This is a genomic window from Caulobacter segnis (assembly GCF_023935105.1).
In the GTDB taxonomy this organism is placed as follows: Bacteria; Pseudomonadota; Alphaproteobacteria; order Caulobacterales; family Caulobacteraceae; genus Caulobacter; species Caulobacter segnis_B.
The window spans coordinates 724683-743443 of sequence record NZ_CP096040.1; the positions used below are offsets into that span (position 1 = coordinate 724683).

Sequence of the window (18761 nt, forward strand, 5' to 3'; positions counted from 1 at the left end):
CCGCTTTCGGGGATGAGCGGATCAGGAGCGCTCTACCGCCCCGTCACCGCCTGTCGCGGCGCGGCCAGCGCGCCGAAATCCTGGCCCAGGCGGATCAGCTGCTCGGCCAGGCCGTCGATCTGGGCGTCGGAATGGGCCGCTGAGATCGCGCAGCGCAGCAGGCTCTCGCCCGAGGGCGTGGCCGGCGGCAGGCCGACATTGACGTAGTAGCCGGCGTCCAGCAGGGCTCGCCACATCGCCAGCGTCGTGGCTTCGGAGTCGAGGCGGACCGCGATGATCGGGCTGGGCGTCGGACCCAGCGCGAAGCCGGCGTCGTCGAGGGCGGCGTACAGGCGATGGACGTTGCGCCACAGTCGCTCGCGCAGCTCCGGCCGCTCGGCCACCGCCTTCAGGGCCGCGCGCACCGAGGCCGCCGTCGCCGGGGGCAGGGAGGCGGTGAACATGTAGGGCCGGCAGGCCAGGCGCAGCAGGTCGAACCGGTCGTGGTTGGAGACGCAGTAGCCGCCGACCGCGCCCAGGCTCTTGGAGAAGGTGCCGACCACGAAGTCGACCTGATCCAGCACGCCCTCGTGCTCGGCCAGGCCCGCGCCGCGCGCGCCCAGCACGCCCATCGAATGGGCCTCGTCGACCAGGAGATAGGCGCCGTGGCGGCGGCAGACCTCGACGATGGCCTTCAGCGGGGCCATGTCGCCCAGCATCGAGTAGATCCCCTCGACCACCACCAGCTTGTCGCCCGGTTCGCCGGTGAGCCGCCGCAGGCGGGCGTCCAGGTTGGCCGGGTCGTTGTGCTTGAAGCGGATGGCGCTGGCCTGAGTCTGCTTGCAGGCGTCGTAGATCGAGGCGTGGCTGTCGGCGTCCAGCAGCAGGAAGTCGCCGGCTCCGACCAGGGACGAGATTACCCCGAGGTTGGCCTGATAGCCGGTCGAGAAGGTCATGGCGTGGCGCAGGCCGTGGAAGGCGGCCAGCTCGGCCTCCAGGGCCACGTGGTCGGCGAACGAGCCGTTGGCGATCCGCGAGCCGCAGGTGCCGGTGCCCTCGCGCCGCACCGCCGCGACGGCCGCCTCGATGCAGGTCTCGTCGAAGGCCAGGCCCAGATAGTTGTGGGTGCCGGCGGTGACGGTGCGGCGGCCGTCGATGATCGCCTCGCTGGCCGACAGCAGCCGGTCCATGACCACGCCGGTGGGCATCCGGCCCGAGGCGCGGGCGGCGTCGTAGCGAGCCGCCAGGGCGGCGTGCGAACTGAACAGACCCAAGGGCGTGCTTTCCTCGAATTGCGCTAAGAGGGCATGACGGCTACCGCCAGGCTTTTATTTGGAATAGAGTCTAAAAATAGATCAAGCAATGAAATTGGAATTGAATCCATCTTTGGCCGGATCGCTTCGCGAGCGCGGCAAGGCGCGGCGCTACGCCGAGATCGTGGCCGCGGCCTCGGGCCTGTGGCGCGCGCAGGGGTTCGAGAACGTCGCGCTCAGCCAGATCGCCGCCGCGGCCCAGGTCGCCCCCCAGACCATCTACAACCTGATCGGCGGACTGGACGCGGTCGGGCTGGCGGTCATCAACGTGGCGATGGACCGGGTCGAGGCGGCGCTGGCCGACACCCGGGCGACCGGCGTCGCCCTGGCGCTGGAGGCGGCGCGGGTCTCGGCCCAGCTCTATATCGACGACGCGGCGCTCTATCGGCAGGTGTTGGTGCGGATCCCGCGCGTGCTGTTCGACGGCACCCATATCGGCCGCGACGCCGCCGATCCGGCCGTGCGGGCCATGGTCCAGGCCCAGGCGGCCGGCGAGATCGCGCCTAGGGTCGACGCCGACCGGCTGGGGCGGGTGATCTATTCCAACTATCTGGGCGCGATCTACGACTGGGCCTGCGGCGACTCCACCGACGCCGGCTTCCTGGAGACCGCCCAGATCGGCGTCCTGGCCCCCGTGGTCGCCTGCGCCACCGACGCGGCGCGGCCGGCGCTGGCCGAGCGGCTGCTGGCGCTGATGAGCCGCTAGTCTCCCCTCTCCCCTTGCGGGAGAGGGTGGCCGCCGGAGGCGGTCGGGTGAGGGGTCGCGCTCCGCTAACCGGACAGGCCTATCGACCCCTCATCCGTCGGCTTCGCCGACACCTTCTCCCGCAAGGGGAGAAGGAAGATTACCCCCCGCTCAGCTCCTGCACTTCCTCGAACGTCCGCAAACCCGGACGCTGGGCGCAGACCAGGACCGCCATGTTGCCGGGCAGGTGCTGGTTGGCCAGCATCTTCTCGTGGGCGGCCGGGATGTCCTTCCAGGGGAAGACCTCCGACAGGCAGGGGTCGACGCGGCGGTCGACGACCAGCTGGTTGGCGGCGCTGGCCTGCATCAGGTTGGCGAAGTGGCTGCCCTGCACGCGCTTCTGGCGCATCCACAGGAAGCGGGCGTCCATGGTCAGGTTGAAGCCCGAGGTGCCGGCGCAGATGGTCACCATGCCGCCGCGCTTCACGACGAACACCGAGACCGGGAAGGTCTGCTCGCCCGGGTGCTCGAACACCAGGTCGACGTCGCGATTGCCGGTGATCTGCCAGATCGCCTTACCGAACTTGCGGCTTTCCTTCATGTAGTCGTTGAACTCGGGGCCGTTGACCTTGGGCAGCTGGCCCCAGCAGTTGAACTCCTTGCGGTTCAGCACGGCCTTGGCGCCCATCGACAGCACGAACTCGCGCTTGTCGTCGTCGCTGACCACGCCGATGGCGTTGGCGCCGGCCACGGCGGCCAGCTGCACGGCGAAGACGCCCAGGCCGCCCGAGGCGCCCCAGACCAGCACGTTCTGGCCGGGCTTCAGCTCATGCGGCTTGTGGCCGAACAGCATGCGGTAGGCCGTCGCCAGGGTCAGGGTGTAGCAGGCGGCCTCTTCCCAGGTCAGGTGCTTGGGGCGCGGCAGCAATTGTCGGGATTGCACCCGGCAGAACTGGGCGAAGCTGCCGTCCGGCGTCTCGTAGCCCCAGATGCGCTGGCTGGACGAGAACATCGGGTCGCCGCCGTTGCACTCCTCGTCGTCGCCGTCGTCCTGATTGCAGTGGATGACGACCTCGTCGCCCAGCTTCCAGCGCTTCACCTTGGAGCCGACCGCCCAGACGATGCCCGAGGCGTCGGAGCCGGCGATGTGGTAGGGCTGCTTGTGGCCGTCCAGCGGGCTGATCGGCTCGCCCAGGGCGGCCCAGACGCCATTGTAATTGACCCCGGCGGCCATCACCAGGACCAGCACCTCGTCCTCGCCGATCTCCCAGGTCGGGACCACCTCGACCTGCATGGCCGTGGACGGCGTGCCGTGGCGCTCCTTGCGGATGCTCCAGGCGTACATGTTTTTCGGCACGTGAAAGGCCGGCGGGATCTCGCCGATCTCGTACAGGTCCTTCAGCTCGGTCTTCGCCAGCGTCTGCGTCGTCATCTCACTCCCCGTTCCTTCTGCGCTGCAACAACGCTCAAAGGTTAATCTCGGCTGCGCCGTCCCTGAGGTGAGGCGGTGAAAATCGCCTCCCTGGGGTTCGTTTTTTGGCTTCTGGGCGCAAAAATCGACCCGGAAGACCCTTACGCTGAGATAGATGTTTGAAACTGGCAAGCGGAATCTTGTGCGTCGCAACATGATTGATCGTGGCGCCGTGACGTAAGGTTGCGGACCGCCCTGGCGCGGGCCAGTTTGGCGCCGCCATGATCCACCTGTCGCATCCCGAACCTTCGATCGTCCTCGTCGAACTGGACGCCGCCCCGGCCAACGTCCTGGCCATGGCCGAGCGGGCCCGGCTGCTGGACGCCTTCGCGGCGATCGAGGCCGACCTGGCCGTGCGGGCGGTGATCCTGACCGGCCGCAACGGGGCGTTCTGCACCGGCGACGACCTGGCCGAGTCGCTGTCGCGGGACGTCGAGACGCAGACGGCGGCGATCCTGCATTTCCTCGACATGTGCGACACGGTCGCCGCCTGCCGCGCGCCGGTGATCGCGGCTGTCGACGGCTGGTGCATCGGCGGCGGGCTGGAGCTGGCCCTGGCCTGCGACATCCGCCTGGCCAGCGCCCGGGCCAGCTTCGCCTGCTCGGCGGTGCGGATGGGCCTGACCGCTTCGGCCGGCCGGCTGACCCGGCTGATCGGCGAGAGCCGCGCCAAGCCCCACCTGCTGACCGGCGCCCCGTTCGACGCGGCGCGAGCGCTGGCGGACGGGGTGGTGGCCGAGGTTCATCCGGCCGACGGGCTGCTGGACGCGGCGCTGGGGATGGCCCGCGTGATCGCCTCCCGCGCGCCTCTGGCCGTCGCGGCCACCAAGCGCGTGGCGTCAGGGGTGTCGACCACCCAGGCCGAGATCCCGGCGCTGGCCTCGAGCGCCGATCACGCCGAGGCGCGGGCGGCGTTCATCGCCAAGCGCCTGGCCGTGTTTGAGGGGAGCTAGCGACGCGCCTGGCGAGCGGCATAGCGCGCGTCGCGTTTGGCCTTCGCTTCGATCGCGGACAAGGCCTTACGCTCCTTGCGTTCGCCGCGCTTGGCGTTGAGTGCGGCCGCCTCGGCATCGGCCACGGCCTGGGCTTCGGCGGCGACGGTCGCCGCGGCGGCGTCCTGCCTGGCGGTCTTGGCCAGGGAGCGGTCGGCGCGAACCTGGGCGAGCATCACCTTGCGCTCGTTGGCCCGGTCGATGCGTTCCGGCGCGGGGCGAGCCTCTTGAGGCTTGAAGCGCGAAAGCAGGGCCTGGCGAGCGGCTGCGGCGGTCTTGAGGCGATCGGCGAAGCCGTCGTTGAATGTGTTCTGCACGAAGTCTTTCTGACTGAAGGAGAAAGCATTGGCCCCCGAACCCGGAGGAGCGGGGGCCTGAGGGCTTAGGCCGCCTGAAGCTGGCCGGCCGAGGTCTTGCCGCTGCGCTGGTCTTGCTCCAGCTCGTAGCCAATCTTCTGGCCTTCGTGCAGCGCGCCGAGGCTTGAGCGCTCGACGGCCGTAGCGTGGACGAAAACGTCCGGGCCGCCGTTGTCAGGTTGAATGAAGCCGAAGCCCTTGGTCGAGTTGAACCACTTCACGGTACCGGTCGTCATGGGAAACACCTTTCAGGCGCAAATGTTCTCGCGCCTCGATCGAGGCGCGACGTCAAATTCGAGAAGGATCGGAGACAGACCCGGAAGCTCAATCCTGAGATTGAAACCTGGAGAGCGACCGTAGCCAAGGCGATATTCGATATCGAGATACTGGCACAGATATCAATGTGACGCGAACTAATATTTTATTTTTCTAATCATTCGGCTGAATTCAATTTATTGAAGCGGCGCTTTGATTTGGATTCTCGCCGTCAGTTCGGGTGGCCTGCAGGCGCTCCCGCACCCGCGAAATCCATATTGCATCGCAGCAAATCCGGGATCATGATCGCCGATAAGCCAGGCCACTAGAGCCGCCCCGGGAGCGACCATGACCACCACGCCGTACCAGCACGCGCCCGATCCGCCGTGGATCTTCCGCACCTATGCCGGCCACTCGACGGCGGAGAAGTCGAACGCGCTCTATCGGGCCAATCTGGCCAGGGGGCAGACAGGCCTGTCGGTGGCCTTCGACCTGCCCACCCAGACCGGCTACGATCCGGACCACATCCTGGCGCGCGGCGAGGTCGGCAAGGTTGGGGTGCCGATCAGCCATCTGGGCGACATGCGCGCCCTCTTCAGCGAGATCCCGCTGGAGAAGATGAACACCTCCATGACCATCAACGCCCCGGCCGCCTGGCTGCTGGCGATGTATGTGGCCCTGGCCGACGAGCAGGGGGCGGACCGGGCCCTGCTGCAGGGCACCACCCAGAACGACCTGATCAAGGAGTATCTGAGCCGGGGCACCTACATCTTTCCGCCGGGGCCCAGCTTGCGGCTGATCGGCGACATGATCGCCTGGTGCTATCGCGAGGTGCCCAAGTGGAACCCGATGAACGTCTGCAGCTACCACCTGCAGGAGGCCGGGGCGACGCCGGAGCAGGAGCTGGCCTTCGCCCTGGCCACGGCGATCAGCGTGCTCGACACGGTCAAGGCCGGCGGCCAGGTCCCCGACGAGGACTTCGAGATCGTCGCCTCGCGGATCAGCTTCTTCGTCAACGCCGGGGTGCGGTTCGTGACCGAGCTGTGCAAGATGCGGTCGTTCACAAAGCTCTGGGACCAGATCCTGCTGGAGCGCTACGGCGTCCAGGACAAGAAGGCCCGCCGCTTCCGCTACGGGGTGCAGGTCAACAGCCTGGGCCTGACCGAGCCGCAGCCCGAGAACAACGTCTACCGCATCCTGATCGAGGCTCTGGCCGTTACGCTCAGCAAGGACGCCCGTTGCCGGGCCCTGCAGCTGCCGGCCTGGAACGAGGCCCTGGGCCTGCCGCGCCCGTGGGACCAGCAGTGGTCGCTGCGGCTGCAGCAGGTGCTCGCCTACGAGACCGACCTGCTGGAATACGAGGACCTGTTCGACGGCAGCCACGTGGTCGAGGCCAAGGTCGCCGAACTCTCCAAGGGCGCGCTGGCGCAGCTGGCCTTGATCGACGAGATGGGTGGGGCGTCCAACGCCATCGACTACATGAAGGCCGAGCTGGTGGCCTCGAACGCCCGCCGGGTGCGCTCGGTCGAGACCGGCGACATGACCGTGGTCGGCGTCAATCGCTGGACCGACAGCGAGGCCTCGCCCTTGTCTGCTGGCGAGAGCTCGATCGAGACCGTCGACCCGCGCCTGGAGGCCGACGTCGTCGCCCGCATCAAGGCCTGGCGCGAGGCCCGCGACCCCGCCGCCGTCGAGGCCGCCCTGGCCGCGCTGAAGGCCGCCGCCGCCTCTGGCGCCAACATCATGGAGCCCTCGATTTCCGCCGCCAAGGCCGGGGTCACCACCGGCGAATGGGCCGGCGCCCTGCGCGCGGTGTTCGGCGAATATCGCGGCCCGACCGGCGTGGCGGTGGTCGTCTCCACGGGCGAGGCCGAGGACGTCGAGGCGGTGAAGCGCGAGGTCGAGCGGGTCTCGCGCGTGCTGGGCCGCACCCTGACCTATCTGGTCGGCAAGCCGGGCCTGGACGGCCACTCCAACGGCGCCGAGCAGATCGCCACCCGCGCCCGCGCCTGCGGCATGGAGGTGGTCTATGACGGCATCCGCTCGACGCCGGAAGAGATCGTCCGCCGCGCCAAGGAGAGCCGCGCTCACGTCGTCGGCCTGTCGATCCTGTCGGGCTCGCACCTCGACCTGGTGCAGGAGGTCATCCGCGTGATGCGCGCCGAGGGCCTGGGCCACATCCCCGTCGTCGCCGGCGGCATTATCCCCGAGGCCGACGCCCTGATCCTGAAGCAGATGGGCGTGGCGCGGATCTACACGCCCAAGGACTTCCGGATCACCGAGATCATGGGCGACGTGGTCAAGCTCGTGGAAGCGACGGCGCTGGAGCAGGCGTGACAGTCAAGGCGTTCGCGCCTAGATTGAATTCATGCTTCGCGCGCTCCAGCATCGCCTGGCGCCCTACAGAACCGTCCTCACCTGGGCCGGCTTCTTGGCCCTGCTCATCGGCGCGACCGTGTTCCAGCGCTGGCTGGAGCAGCCCCTCGAAAACGCGCCCCGCACCTTCTTCGCCCTCGCCATCGTCGCGATCTGGGCGCTCCGCGCGCTGCTGTCGCACGAGAGCGCGGAGCGGATCATCGGCCGGCTGAACGTCGCCGAGCCCGGCGTCTGGCTGACGGCGCGGCCGGAACGCCTGAAGCGACTGGTGTTCGCGCTGTTCATGGTTCCGCTGCTGGTCGTGCTGGCGCGGATCGCTTGGGCGCACTGGCTTGGCGGCGACGTGCTCCGGCTGGCGGGCGCCATCGTGGCGAGTCTCGTCGGGCTGGCGATGACCGTCCTGCTCGTCGCCAAGGCCTGGCGCGCGCGGGTGGAACTGAGGATCGACCGGGACGGAGTCTTCGCGCCAGCCTGGTCGGCGCCGGTCGCCTGGAGCGCCATCGACTTCGCCATTCGGTCCCAGGGCGCGCGCGAGTTGCGTCTGATGACGAAGCACGACGGCTTGCGGGTTCTGCCCTTGGCGCCCACCGGCCTCTATCCGGGTGAGGCCCTGGCCGCCTTGCGCGCCCTTCGGCCGGATCTGCGGATCGAGCTTTGGACCACGAACGGCGTCGTCCTGCCCATCCACGGCGCCACCGACGTACCGGACACCGTCAAGGTCACGACCTACGGCTGAAGGCGGTGTTTCGTGCTATGATCACGCCATGACCCCGTCATTCTCGCCCTTGTGGCGGGAACCCCTCTGTCCGCCGCAGGTGCGGGCGAGGCGGACTGCTGAGCAGTCCGCTTGCTCTTCACGTGTCAGCTGAACCAGGGGTTCCCGCCACAAGGGCGGGAATGACGAGAAAATAAAGTAACGTTTGCTCGGTGACCCAAGCCGCTTGGGTCCCCGCTTTCGCGGGGATGAGCGGTACGTGGAAGCCCTAACGCCCCAACCGCCAAGCCGCCGCGAACCCCACCACGGCCAGGGGCAGGAAGGCGCCGAACAGCACCAGGCCGTGGCTCGCCGCCAGGGTCGGGTCGACGCCGTGGCTGAAGCCCAGGACGTTGGCCAGGGCCCCCGCGCCAGCCGCCCCCGCCGCGCCGCCGATCAGCTGGGATGTGGGCACGGCCGAGGAGGCCATGGCCTGTTCGTCGGCCGGGGCGGCGCCGATGGCGCGGCGGGCGACGAAGGCGTGGGCCAGGCCGAAGCCGGCGCCGAGGACGGCGAAGGCGGCGGCGGTCTCGATCAGGGTCCCGCGCGCCGTGGCCCAGGCCGACAGCGCCGCCCCGACCAGGATCACCCCCGCGCCCAGCCGCACCAGGCGGCCGTCCTTCTGGGCCGGGGTGTGGCCGAAGACCATGGCGCACAGGGTCCAGCCGGCGGCGATGGCCCCGACGACATAGCCGGCGGTCAGCGGCGAGGCGTGATGCCGGACCTGGATGAAGGCGGGGCCATAGACCGTGAAGCCGATCACCGCCGCCTCGGTGGCGAAGATGGTCAGCAGGCCCAGGCCCGTGGCCGTACGAAGGTCGGCGGCGTTGCGGGGCAGCAGGCGGTCGTGGGTGCGGGCGTTGACGGCCAGCATGGCGGCCATGCCGACCATGCCGCCGACCGCCAGGGTCGCGGCCAGGCCCGGCGAGGCGACGACGCCCGCGCCGCCGATCAGGCTGACGCCGACCACCAGCAAGGCCAGCTGCAGGGTGGGGATCCGGCCCCGGCCGGTGTCGCCCTTGTCGGCCGGCAACATGACCAGCACCGCGCCGACGAAGATCACCGCCTGGACCACGAACAGCCAGAAGGCCCCGCGCCAGAAGCCGGCGGCGGCGAACAGGCCGCCCAGCAGCGGGCCCAGCAGGGTCGCCGCGCCCCACACCCCGGCCACCGCGCCGTAGACGCGCGGCCACAGGCGCTCGGGGAACAGGGCGGTGATGGCCACGTAGCACAGGGCGACGACGGCCCCCGCGCCCAGGCCCTGGATCAGCCGGCCCAGGATGAAGGTGACGAATTCGGGCGCGAGCGCGCTCATCGCGCAACCCACGGCGTAGATCAGGCCGGTCAGGGCGGTGGCCGCGCGCAGGCCCAGACCCGTCGACAGCTTGCCCGAACAGGCCCCGGCGACGATCGAGCCGGTCAGATAGGCCGCCACCGACCAGCCGAAATACTGATAGCCGCCGATCTCGCGGGCGACGCTGGGCATGATGGTGGCCGTCACCAGGGTGTCGGCGGCGTTCAGCCAGACGCCCAGGCACAGCAGGGCGAAGCGCGGCGCCAGGGCCTTGTCGACGAGGCGGGAGGGAGCGGCGGCGTTCATCCCGCGCACATGACCGCTTTCGCCGGCCGCGCCAAGCCCGTTGTCGATCGGCGGATGCGCGCCGGCCGATGATTTGATGCGTTTTGCGCATTGGCCGTCGGCGTCGTCGCCAGCCTAACAGGGCGGGAACGAAAGGCGCAGGCGACGTGACCAACGACAAGGCTCGGGAGACCCTGGAGGCGCTGTTCGAGGCCGCCGTCGGCGCGGCGTCGCCAGCGCTTCGCACGCCGCAGCACCTGCCGCCGCCGCCCAAGGGCCGGACCGTCGTCGTCGGGGCGGGCAAGGCCGCCGCCGCCATGGCCGCGGCGGTCGAGGCGCACTGGCGCGGGCCGCTGGAGGGAGTGGTGCTGACGCGCTACGGCCATGGCGCGGCGTGCGAGCGGATCGTCGTGGTCGAGGCGGGCCACCCGGTCGCCGACGCCGCGGGTGTGGCCGGGACCGCCGCCATGATCGAGCAACTGCGCGGGCTCACCGCCGACGACCTGGTGCTGTGCCTGCTGTCGGGCGGCGGCTCGGCGCTGCTGGCGGCGCCGGCGCCCGGCCTGACCCTGGCCGACAAGCAGGCTATCACCCGGGCGCTGTTGCGCAGCGGTGCGTCGATCGACCAGATCAACTGCGTCCGCAAGCACCTGTCGGCGGTGAAGGGCGGACGGCTGGCTTTGCTGGCCGCGCCGGCCCGGGTGGTGACCCTGGCCATTTCCGACGTTCCGGGCGACGAGATCTCGACCATCGCCTCGGGTCCGACCACGCCCGACCCCACGACCCGCCACGACGCGCTGGCGATTCTGGAACGCTGGCGGATCGCCGTTCCCGAGTCCGTGCGGGCCTGGCTGAACGATCCGCGGAGCGAGACGCCCAAGCGGATCCCCGGCGCGGAGGCCGTGCTGATCGCCCGGCCGCGCGATGCGCTGAACGTCGCGGCGCGCGAGGCCTCGGCCCGAGGGCTGACGCCCATCGTGCTGGGCGATGCGATCGAGGGCGAGGCCCGCACGGTCGCCGCCGCCCACGCCCGCATGGCCCTGAAGATCGCCGACGGACGCGGGGAGGGGCGCGGCCCTGCGTGCTGCTGTCGGGCGGCGAGACCACGGTCACGGTCGTCGGCCAGGGGCGCGGCGGGCGCAACGCCGAATATCTGCTGGCCCTGGCGGCGGCGCTGGACGGCCGGCCGGGGATCCACGCCCTGTCGGCCGACACCGACGGGATCGACGGATCGGAGGACAACGCCGGCGCGTGGCTGTTCCCCGACAGCCTGACGCGCGCCGCGGCCCTGGGCCTGAACGCCGTCGAGCGGCTGGCCGACAACGACGGCTATGGCTTCTTCGCCACCCTGGGCGACCTCCTGATCACCGGGCCGACCCGCACCAACGTCAACGACTTCCGGGCGATCCTAATCGACGCCCCATCCTCGGAGGATGTCCCATGAGCCAGACGCGTTCCTATCGCATCGCCGTCATCCCCGGCGACGGGATCGGCAAGGAGGTGGTTCCCGAGGGGCTGCGGGTGCTGGAGGCGGTCTCGGCGCGCTTCGGCTGCCGCTTCGCGTTCGACCCTTTCGACTTCGCCTCGTGCGACTACTATCTGGCGCACGGCAAGATGATGCCGGACGACTGGAAGGCCAGGATCGGCGGTCACGACGCCATCTTCTTCGGCGCGGTGGGCTGGCCGGCCAGCGTGCCCGACCACGTCTCGCTATGGGGCTCGCTGATCCAGTTCCGGCGCGAGTTCGACCAGTACGTCAACCTGCGCCCGGTCAAGCTGATGCCGGGCGTGCCCAGCCCGCTGGCCGGGCGCCAGCCGGGCGACATCGACTTCTACGTCGTGCGCGAGAACACCGAGGGCGAATATTCCTCGATCGGCGGCCGCATCTTCCCGAACACCCCGCGCGAGGTGGTGGTGCAGGAGACGGTGATGACCCGCATCGGCGTCGACCGGATCCTGAAGTACGCCTTCGACCTGGCCCAGCGGCGCGAGAAGAAGCACCTGACCTCGGCCACCAAGTCCAACGGCATCTCGATCACCATGCCCTACTGGGACGAACGGGTCGAAGCCATGGCGCCGGCCTATCCCGACGTGCGCTGGGACAAGTACCACATCGACATCCTGACCGCGCACTTCGTGCAGCACCCCGACTGGTTCGACGTGGTGGTCGCCTCGAACCTGTTTGGCGACATCCTGTCGGACCTGGGTCCGGCCTGCACCGGCACGATCGGCATCGCGCCGGCGGGCAACATCAATCCCGAGCGGATATTTCCGTCGCTGTTCGAACCCGTGCACGGCTCGGCCCCGGACATCGCGGGGCAGGGGATCGCCAATCCCGTCGGCCAGATCTGGTCGGCGGCGCTGATGCTGGATCACCTGGGCGAGCATGCGGCGGCGGCGGCGGTGCTGGCGGCGATCGAGGCGGTGCTGGCCAGGCCCGAGCTGCGCACGCGCGACCTGGGCGGCCCCCTGGGCACGGAGGCCTGCGGCCGGGCGATCGCCGAGGCGGTCATGGCCGCTCGGTGATGCTGAGGGCCGCTCGAATTAAGGCCGCTGGCTCTCGGTGAGCCAGCGGCCTTTCTCGTGCGTCCGGGGCCCTCAATGCTTCCAGTTCAGGGTGACGCCGAAGGTGCGGGGCGGGTTGTAGGCCCCGAAGTTGGCGCCCAGGAACACCGCCTGGAAGGTGCGCGTCACCTCGTTGGACAGGTTCTTGCCCCACAGCGACACCGACCAGTGGTCGCCCGGCGTGGTGTAGACGATCCGTCCGTCATAGAAGTTGGTCGCGGGGCGGCGCTCGGGGCCGTCGTTGGAATTGTCGTCGAAGATCAGGCTCTCGTAGTGATAGTCGACGGCGAAGCGGACATCGCCGCCGCCGGCTAGCGCCAGGTCGTAGGACGGCGACAGCACCAGCTTGTGCTTGGGCGTGCGCGAGATGCGGTTGCCGGCGTAGTCGACGCCCGGCTCGGGGCTGAACACGTCGAACTTGGCGTCGGTGTAGCCGTAGCTGGCCACCAGGCGCGCGCCCGAGAACGGACGCCAGGCCAGATAGGTCTCGTAGCCCTTGATGGTCGCCTCGCCGGCGTTGTCGGTGACGACCGAAAGGTTGGGCAGGGTGCGCCGCGTCTGCAGGTCGGTGTACTTCATCACGTAGATCGTGTTGTTCCAGACCAGCGCCCCGCCCAGGAAGGTGCTCTTCTGGCCGACCTCGTACTGGGTGGCGAACTCGGGCTCGAAGCCGTCGCGGGCGTCGGCGGCGCTGCCCGGGGTGTCCTGGAAGCCGCCGCTCTTGAAGCCGCGCGAGGCCATCGCATAGAGCAGATGATGCTCGACCGGCTTGAAGTTGACGCCGGCCCGCCACGTCCAGGCCTTGTAGCTGTCCGAGACCGCGACATCGAACCGTTCGTCGGCCCGGAACAGCGTGTTTCCGGCCAGGTTGTCGACGCGATAGTCCTTGTCGTCCTTCGAATAGCGCAGGCCGCCGATCAATGAGAGGCGGTCGCTGAGCGGTACGGTGACGTCGCCGAAGGCGGCATAGCTCTTGAGCTTGGCCGACTGGGTGTAGATCTCGGTCCCGGGGCGTCCCAGGTTGATGCCCAGCGTGTCCTTGCGGTCGGTGTCGCTGTTGAACGTGTAGAGGCCGGCCACCCACTGCACGCCCTCGCCGGGAAGCGAGGACAGGCGCAGTTCGTGGCTGGAGAAGTCGCTGGCCTCGTCGTTGGCGCCCGAGATGCCGGCGCGGTTGAAGGTGGGATTGCCGCCGTCGAAGTCGTAGGCGACGTGATAGTCGAGGTCGCGGTACGAGCCCAGATAGGTGAGGGTGGCGAACGACAGGTCCCAGTCGGCCTGGAAGCGCACGCCCCAGGTGTCGCGGTTCTGGTAGCCGTCATCGGAGCCGGCGGTATGCTTGCGGTCGCGGTTGACCGTCCAGAGGGCCGATCGGGGATCGCTGGCGTCCAGGTCCAGGACGTGCTGGGCGGGGCCGGTCGCGCGGTCGCGGGTCCCGTCGATCGTCGCCAGCAGGCGCAGGTTCTCCTGGGGCTCGAAGCGCAGGGACAGGCGGCCGCTGCGGGTGTCCTGGTCCTCGACGTCGTCGCCGGTGAAGGTGTTCTTCACATAGCCGTCGTGGGTGCGCCAGGCGGCGCTGGCCCGGAGGGCGGCCTTGCCGTCGGCGAACGGCGCGTTGATCACGCCGGCGCCTTCCAGGCGGCTGTAGTTGCCGGCCGTCGCCTCGGCGGCGGCGTCGAAGCCGCCCAGCTCGGGCTTGTGGGAGACGATATTGATCGCCCCGCCCACGACGTTGCGGCCGTAGAGCGTGCCTTGCGGGCCCTTCAACACCTCGATGCGCTCGACGTCGAAGGCGTCGAAGGCCACGGCGGCGGGACGGCCCAGATAGATCTCGTCGAGGAACACCGCCGAACTGGGATCGCCGGCCGCGCCGCGGTCGGACGAGCCGATGCCGCGGATCGAGATGCGCGGCTGCGAGGCCGGGAAGGCGTCGAACTGCAGGCCGGGGGTCAGGCCGGCGACGTCGTCGATCTGACGGATGCGGGCCTGCTGGACCTGATCGGATCCAAAGGCCGTCACGGTGACGGGCACGTCCTGCAGGCTTTCGCTGCGGCGCTGGGCGGTGACCACCACCTCCTCGATCTGGCTCACCTCCTGGGCGGGCGCGGCCGACGGGGTCCGGGCCAGCGCCGCCGGGGCGCCGAGCAGCGCCAGAAGCGCGGGTGCATAGGTCAAGGCTTTGCGGCTGGCCGCCATGTTCAACTCCCCAATTGTTGTTCTTGCGGCATGGGTCGCGCCCCGCCGTCGGGGAACCTTAGGGGAGTTGGATCACATCGGTCAATAAACTGGATGCAATTGCTATGACGTTTGGATGTGTCTATGACGAGGCCAGGGAGGACCGCCGGTTCATCGTCGAAGAGCGATGGCGTGCAGGCGGGTCCGTGTAGCGAGAACGTGGTCCGACATGAGACGCCCAGCCTCCATGCTGTCCTCGGCCTGGATCGCCGCCAGGATCTTCTCGTGATCGTCCTGGGACTGGCGGATGTGGTCGGGCGGCGTGGCCGGCACCTGGCGCAGGCGCGGCGGCACGCAGGCCGAGACGGTCGGACACAGGCGCGCGGCGTCGCCGAACAGCGGATAGATCAGGGTCATGCGCAGGGCGTTGCGCAGCACGGTGTTCTGAGCGGCGTGCAGGATCTGGGCGTGGAACTGCCGATTGATCGTGTACCAGGCGTGTTCGATCACCTCGGACCATTGGCCCTTGTCGACGATGGCGCGGCCGGCGCGGGCCAGGGACGCCAGATGCTCCAGCGCCTCGGGCGCCCAGCCCAGGTCGACCGAGGCCCGGGCGGCCAGGCTCTCCAGCGCGGCGCGGGCCTCGATGGAATCGAAGATGTCGCCCAGCGACATGGCGCGGACGGTGTAGCCGCGATTGACGCTGTAGCTGACCAGCCCCTCGGCCGACAGCACCGCCAGAGCGCTGCGGATCGGCGTGCGCGAGACGTTCATCTCGGCGGCCAGGCCCTCGGCCCGCAGGCGGGCGTCGGGCGGAATCTCGCCGGTCACGATCCGCTCGCGCAGGCGCGTCAGCACCGTGTGGGTGGCCGGCTCGGTGTGCGGCGGGTGGTCCGTCACGCCCGCCTCCTGATCCGCTGCAACCGCCGTCATGTCCGCCCTCTGATCGATACGCCCGCCGCCGCGCGTCGCGGCGCGCCGTCCTTTCTCTACACCGGTCCGCCCGCGGCCGCGCAAGTCACCCTCGACAACAACCGCCGAAACTGGATGCATTCCAGCCTTCCGGCCGCCTCCCAGCAGGAGACCGCTTCGTGATCGACGTTCTGCGCCAGCCCGCCGTCCTTGGCCTGCTGATGGTCGTGACCTTCATGACGCTGATCATGACCAAGCGGATGTCGGCCGTCGCCGCCCTGCTGATCGTGCCCGTCGTCTTCGGCCTGCTGGCCGGCGCGGGCGCAGGCCTGGGCGAGATGATGGTCAAGGGCGTGCTGCAGGTGGCGCCGACGACGCTGATGCTGTCGTTCGCGGTGCTGTACTTCGCGGTGATGATGGACGCGGGCCTGTTCGAGCCCCTGGTGCGCAAGGTGCTGTCGATCGTCGGCGAGGACCCGCTGCGGATCAGTCTGGGCACGGCGATCCTGGCCACCGTGGTGTCGCTGGACGGCGACGGCACGACCACGGCGCTGATCGTCATCACCGCCTTCCTGCCGGTCTATCGGCGCGTGGGCATGAACCCGCTGATCCTGGCGACGCTGCTGGGCCTGAGCAACGCCCTGATGAACTACGTGCCGTGGGGCGGGCCGGCGGCGCGGGCGGCGGCGGCTGTCCATGTCGACCTGGCCCAGGTGGTCGGACCGATGCTGCCGGCCGCCGGGGTAGGGTTGCTGGCCGTCTTCGGCCTGGCCTGGCATTTCGGACGCGCCGAGCGCCGCCGCCTGGCCGACCGGACCGCGCCGGCGGCCGACGACGTCACGCCCGTGGCCGTCCTGGCCGCCGCGAAGGCGATCGAGGTCGAGCGCGACATCCGCCGGCCCAGGCTGTTCTGGTTCAACCTGGTTCTGACCCTGGTGCTGATCCTGGGCATGGTCTCGGGGCTGGCGCCGCTGCCGGTGCTGATGATGAGCGCCTTCGCGATCGCCATCACCGTCAACTACCCGGTGCTGAAGGACCAGAAGGCGAGGATCGCCGCCCACGCCGACAATGTCGTCAACATCGTGGTGCTGCTGTTTGCGGCCGGCGCCTTCACCGGCATCCTCAACGGGGCCGGCATGGCCGACGGCATGGCCAAGGCGGCCCTGTCGGTGATCCCGCCCAGCGTCGGACCCTATCTGGCGCCGATCACCGCCCTGGTCAGCATGCCCCTGACCTTCGTGATGTCCAACGACGCCTATTACTTCGGGGTCGTGCCCGTAGTGGCCCAGACCGCCGCCAGCTTCGGCGTCGAGCCGGTGGAGATCGCCCGCGCCGCCCTGATCGGCCAGCCGGTCCACTCGCTGAGCCCGCTGCTGGCGCCGATCTACCTGGCCTGTGGTCTCCTGGGCGTGGATGTCGCCGACGCCCAGCGCTTCAGCCTGAAATGGGCGGTGGCGATCTGCCTGGTGGTGCTGGTCGCGGCCCTGGCCATGGGCGCCTTCCCCCTGCGCGCCTGACGCGATGTCGCACTGAATGATAAATTGGATCCAATTTATTGACGTACTGGATCCGATGGCGCTAGACACGATCTTGAAGCGGCCGGCAGGGCCGCGCCCTGGCGTGGTGGAAGCGAATGTTGGAAGGTCCGATCAAGATCATCGTGCCGTGCGGATCCCTCGGCGCGGGCGTCCACGAGGACGAGGTCCGGCGCGGGCTGGAGATGGGCGCCCACGCCATCGCCACGGACGCCGGCTCCACCGACAGCGGCGCGGCCTATCTGGCGCTGGGCGTCTCCAAGAACAACCGCGCCTCGGTCAAGCGCGACCTGGCCATCCTGATGAAGGCCGGGGCCGAGGCGGGCATCCCCGTCATCGTCGGCACCAGCGGTCAGGCCGGCGGCGACAAGAACGTCGACTGGACGCGCGACATCGCCCTGGAGATCGCCGGCGAGCTGGGCCTGAAACCCAAGATCGCGCTGCTGTATTCCGAACAGGACAAGGCCGCGCTGAAGGCTCGCAACGCCGCCGGCGCGATCCGGCCGCTGGCGCCGCTGGGCCCGCTGGACGACGCCACCATCGACGCCTGCGACCACATCGTCGCCGTGCTGGGGGCCGAGCCCTATGTCGCCGCCCTCGAAGCCGGCGCGGACCTGATCCTAGGCGGTCGCACCACCGACACCGCCGTGCTGTCCAGCTTCGCCCTGCTGAAAGGCGCGCCGTGGGGACCGGCCTGGCACGCGGCCAAGATCGCCGAGTGCGGCAGCCAGTGCGCGGTCTACCGGACCAAGGGCGCGGGCGTGCTGATCAGCATCGACGCCGAGGGCTTCGAGGTGGAGCCGCTGAGCCTGGAGAACCGCTGCGATCCACACAGCGTCTCGGCCCACATGCTGTACGAGAACGCCAATCCGTTCCTGCTGACCGAGCCCGGCGGCGTGCTGGACGTCACCGCCGCACGCTATGCCGCCCTGGACGACCGCCGCGTGCGGGTGACCGGCTCGGTCTGGGACGAGAAGCCCTACACCCTGAAGCTGGAAGGCGCGGGATCGGGCGGCTTCCAGACCCTCATGCTGATCGGCATCCAGGATCCGGAGGTCCTGTCGCGGCTCGACGAGTTTCACGACAAGATGCTGGCGGCCCTGAACCACCGGGTCCAGACGACGATCGGCGAGGCCGCCGGCGACTACAATATCTCGCTGCGGCTCTACGGCTGGAACGCGGTCTCGGGCGATCGCCCGCCCGAGGGTACGCCGGCCCCGCGCGAGGTGGGGGTGATGTTCGTCGCCACCGCCGCGACCCAGGAGATGGCCACCCAGATCGCCAAGGCCTGCAACGCCTGGTTCTTCCACTTCCCGATCGTCGAGGACGACGAACTGCCCAGCTACGGCTTCGCCTTCACCCCCGCCGACATCGAGCGCGGGGCGGTCTACGAGTTCAAGCTGAACCACGTGATCGCGATCGACGACCCGATGGCCCTGGCGCGCACCACCTGGATCGACCTGACGAAGAAGGAAGCGGCGTGATGACGACGGTCAAGGATGTCTGCCGCCACGTGCGCTCCAAGAACGCCGGCCCCTACTGGGTGACGTTCGACCTGTTCTTCGACGGGCCCGAGAGCTTCGAGAAGCATCACGCCAATCCGGCGCTGGGCCCCCAGCTGTTCCAGCGCCTGTTCGGGGCCGATCCGGCGCTGGTGCGCCACTATCCGGTCGCCGACCTCAACGTGGTCAAGATCTCGTACGCCCGCACCAGCCCGCAGGGCGGGGTGGTCGAGCGCGACATGCACTGCGGCCAGCAGTTCGTGCGGCTGCTGGACGTCCGGCTGGACTGATCCGGTTTGACGCTTCTGACGC

At 69.5% G+C, this 18761-nt stretch carries 16 protein-coding genes and 1 pseudogene; 10 read left to right on the plus strand and 7 right to left on the minus strand.

Annotated features, from left to right (window positions below; all coding sequences use genetic code 11):
• Positions 1–32: 32 nt before the first annotated feature.
• Complete coding sequence (gene spt, locus MZV50_RS03545) at positions 33–1253, minus strand: serine palmitoyltransferase (protein WP_252633040.1); 1221 nt, start codon at positions 1251–1253, stop codon at positions 33–35.
• Positions 1254–1365: 112 nt separating this feature from the next.
• Between spt and MZV50_RS03550 the strand changes: the two genes are divergently transcribed.
• Positions 1366–1998 (plus strand): TetR/AcrR family transcriptional regulator, encoded by a 633-nt coding sequence (locus tag MZV50_RS03550; RefSeq protein WP_252633042.1) that lies wholly within the window; start codon positions 1366–1368, stop codon positions 1996–1998.
• A 139-nt stretch (positions 1999–2137) separates the two neighbouring features.
• Here the strand turns inward: MZV50_RS03550 and ccrA are convergent, their stop codons facing one another.
• Entirely contained in the window at positions 2138–3409 is a 1272-nt protein-coding gene (gene ccrA / locus MZV50_RS03555; RefSeq protein ID WP_252633044.1) for a crotonyl-CoA carboxylase/reductase, read from the minus strand.
• A 260-nt stretch (positions 3410–3669) separates the two neighbouring features.
• Between ccrA and MZV50_RS03560 the strand changes: the two genes are divergently transcribed.
• Positions 3670–4401 carry an enoyl-CoA hydratase/isomerase family protein gene (locus tag MZV50_RS03560; RefSeq protein ID WP_252633045.1) on the plus strand — a complete coding sequence of 244 codons (732 nt, stop codon included), beginning with the start codon at positions 3670–3672 and terminating at the stop codon, positions 4399–4401.
• On the opposite strand, the gene MZV50_RS03565 is transcribed toward MZV50_RS03560, so the two are convergent.
• Together MZV50_RS03565 and MZV50_RS03570 are read right to left on the minus strand one after the other, a co-directional pair.
• Positions 4398–4757, minus strand: a complete 360-nt coding sequence (locus MZV50_RS03565; protein ID WP_252633046.1) for a DUF6481 family protein — start codon at positions 4755–4757, stop codon at positions 4398–4400. The two genes, MZV50_RS03560 and MZV50_RS03565, sit on opposite strands and share 4 nt — an antisense overlap.
• A 65-nt stretch (positions 4758–4822) precedes the next feature.
• Complete coding sequence (locus tag MZV50_RS03570) at positions 4823–5032, minus strand: cold-shock protein (protein WP_252633047.1); 210 nt, start codon at positions 5030–5032, stop codon at positions 4823–4825.
• Between the two features lie 367 nt (positions 5033–5399).
• Here MZV50_RS03570 and MZV50_RS03575 point away from each other — a divergent pair, with 367 nt between their 5' ends.
• Both MZV50_RS03575 and MZV50_RS03580 read left to right on the plus strand, forming a co-directional pair.
• Complete coding sequence (locus MZV50_RS03575) at positions 5400–7388, plus strand: protein meaA (protein ID WP_252633048.1); 1989 nt, start codon at positions 5400–5402, stop codon at positions 7386–7388.
• Between the two features lie 31 nt (positions 7389–7419).
• Entirely contained in the window at positions 7420–8163 is a 744-nt protein-coding gene (locus tag MZV50_RS03580; protein ID WP_252633049.1) for a hypothetical protein, read from the plus strand.
• A 247-nt stretch (positions 8164–8410) separates the two neighbouring features.
• Here the strand turns inward: MZV50_RS03580 and MZV50_RS03585 are convergent, their stop codons facing one another.
• Positions 8411–9781 (minus strand): MFS transporter, encoded by a 1371-nt coding sequence (locus MZV50_RS03585; RefSeq protein ID WP_252633050.1) that lies wholly within the window; start codon positions 9779–9781, stop codon positions 8411–8413.
• 146 nt (positions 9782–9927) lie between these two features.
• Between MZV50_RS03585 and MZV50_RS03590 the strand changes: the two are divergent.
• The 3 genes and pseudogenes from MZV50_RS03590 to MZV50_RS03600 form a co-directional block, all read left to right on the plus strand.
• Positions 9928–10557, plus strand: a pseudogene (locus tag MZV50_RS03590) (glycerate kinase type-2 family protein); the annotation flags it as partial.
• Between the two features lie 284 nt (positions 10558–10841).
• Positions 10842–11204 (plus strand): MOFRL family protein, encoded by a 363-nt coding sequence (locus MZV50_RS03595; RefSeq protein WP_252633052.1) that lies wholly within the window; start codon positions 10842–10844, stop codon positions 11202–11204.
• The gene (locus MZV50_RS03600; RefSeq protein ID WP_252633053.1) at positions 11201–12286 is read left to right on the plus strand and encodes a tartrate dehydrogenase; all 1086 of its coding nucleotides are present in this window, start codon (positions 11201–11203) and stop codon (positions 12284–12286) included. Before MZV50_RS03595 ends, MZV50_RS03600 begins: the two co-directional genes overlap by 4 nt.
• A gap of 72 nt (positions 12287–12358) precedes the next feature.
• On the opposite strand, the gene MZV50_RS03605 is transcribed toward MZV50_RS03600, so the two are convergent.
• Positions 12359–14521 carry a TonB-dependent receptor gene (locus MZV50_RS03605; protein ID WP_252633054.1) on the minus strand — a complete coding sequence of 721 codons (2163 nt, stop codon included), beginning with the start codon at positions 14519–14521 and terminating at the stop codon, positions 12359–12361.
• A gap of 150 nt (positions 14522–14671) precedes the next feature.
• Positions 14672–15433 (minus strand): GntR family transcriptional regulator, encoded by a 762-nt coding sequence (locus tag MZV50_RS03610; RefSeq protein WP_252633055.1) that lies wholly within the window; start codon positions 15431–15433, stop codon positions 14672–14674.
• Positions 15434–15591: 158 nt separating this feature from the next.
• Between MZV50_RS03610 and MZV50_RS03615 the strand changes: the two genes are divergently transcribed.
• The 3 genes from MZV50_RS03615 (at position 15592) to MZV50_RS03625 (ending at position 18739) form a co-directional block, all read left to right on the plus strand.
• Positions 15592–16929 (plus strand): CitMHS family transporter, encoded by a 1338-nt coding sequence (locus MZV50_RS03615; RefSeq protein WP_289781898.1) that lies wholly within the window; start codon positions 15592–15594, stop codon positions 16927–16929.
• Positions 16930–17045: 116 nt separating this feature from the next.
• The gene (locus MZV50_RS03620) at positions 17046–18431 is read left to right on the plus strand and encodes an acyclic terpene utilization AtuA family protein (protein ID WP_252633056.1); all 1386 of its coding nucleotides are present in this window, start codon (positions 17046–17048) and stop codon (positions 18429–18431) included.
• Positions 18431–18739 carry a DUF4387 domain-containing protein gene (locus tag MZV50_RS03625; RefSeq protein ID WP_252633057.1) on the plus strand — a complete coding sequence of 103 codons (309 nt, stop codon included), beginning with the start codon at positions 18431–18433 and terminating at the stop codon, positions 18737–18739. The genes MZV50_RS03620 and MZV50_RS03625 overlap by 1 nt, the downstream gene beginning before the upstream one ends.
• The last annotated feature ends 22 nt before the right edge of the window (positions 18740–18761 follow it).

Coding starts and splice junctions, on each gene's coding strand:
- MZV50_RS03600 (WP_252633053.1), top strand. CDS start 11,201: ATGAGCCAGACGCGTTCCTATCGCATCGCCGTCATCCCCGGCGACGGG.
- ccrA (WP_252633044.1), bottom strand. CDS start 3,409: ATGACGACGCAGACGCTGGCGAAGACCGAGCTGAAGGACCTGTACGAG.
- MZV50_RS03580 (WP_252633049.1), top strand. CDS start 7,420: ATGCTTCGCGCGCTCCAGCATCGCCTGGCGCCCTACAGAACCGTCCTC.
- MZV50_RS03575 (WP_252633048.1), top strand. CDS start 5,400: ATGACCACCACGCCGTACCAGCACGCGCCCGATCCGCCGTGGATCTTC.
- MZV50_RS03585 (WP_252633050.1), bottom strand. CDS start 9,781: ATGAACGCCGCCGCTCCCTCCCGCCTCGTCGACAAGGCCCTGGCGCCG.
- MZV50_RS03570 (WP_252633047.1), bottom strand. CDS start 5,032: ATGACGACCGGTACCGTGAAGTGGTTCAACTCGACCAAGGGCTTCGGC.
- MZV50_RS03560 (WP_252633045.1), top strand. CDS start 3,670: ATGATCCACCTGTCGCATCCCGAACCTTCGATCGTCCTCGTCGAACTG.
- MZV50_RS03620 (WP_252633056.1), top strand. CDS start 17,046: ATGTTGGAAGGTCCGATCAAGATCATCGTGCCGTGCGGATCCCTCGGC.
- MZV50_RS03605 (WP_252633054.1), bottom strand. CDS start 14,521: ATGGCGGCCAGCCGCAAAGCCTTGACCTATGCACCCGCGCTTCTGGCG.
- MZV50_RS03610 (WP_252633055.1), bottom strand. CDS start 15,433: ATGACGGCGGTTGCAGCGGATCAGGAGGCGGGCGTGACGGACCACCCG.
- MZV50_RS03625 (WP_252633057.1), top strand. CDS start 18,431: ATGACGACGGTCAAGGATGTCTGCCGCCACGTGCGCTCCAAGAACGCC.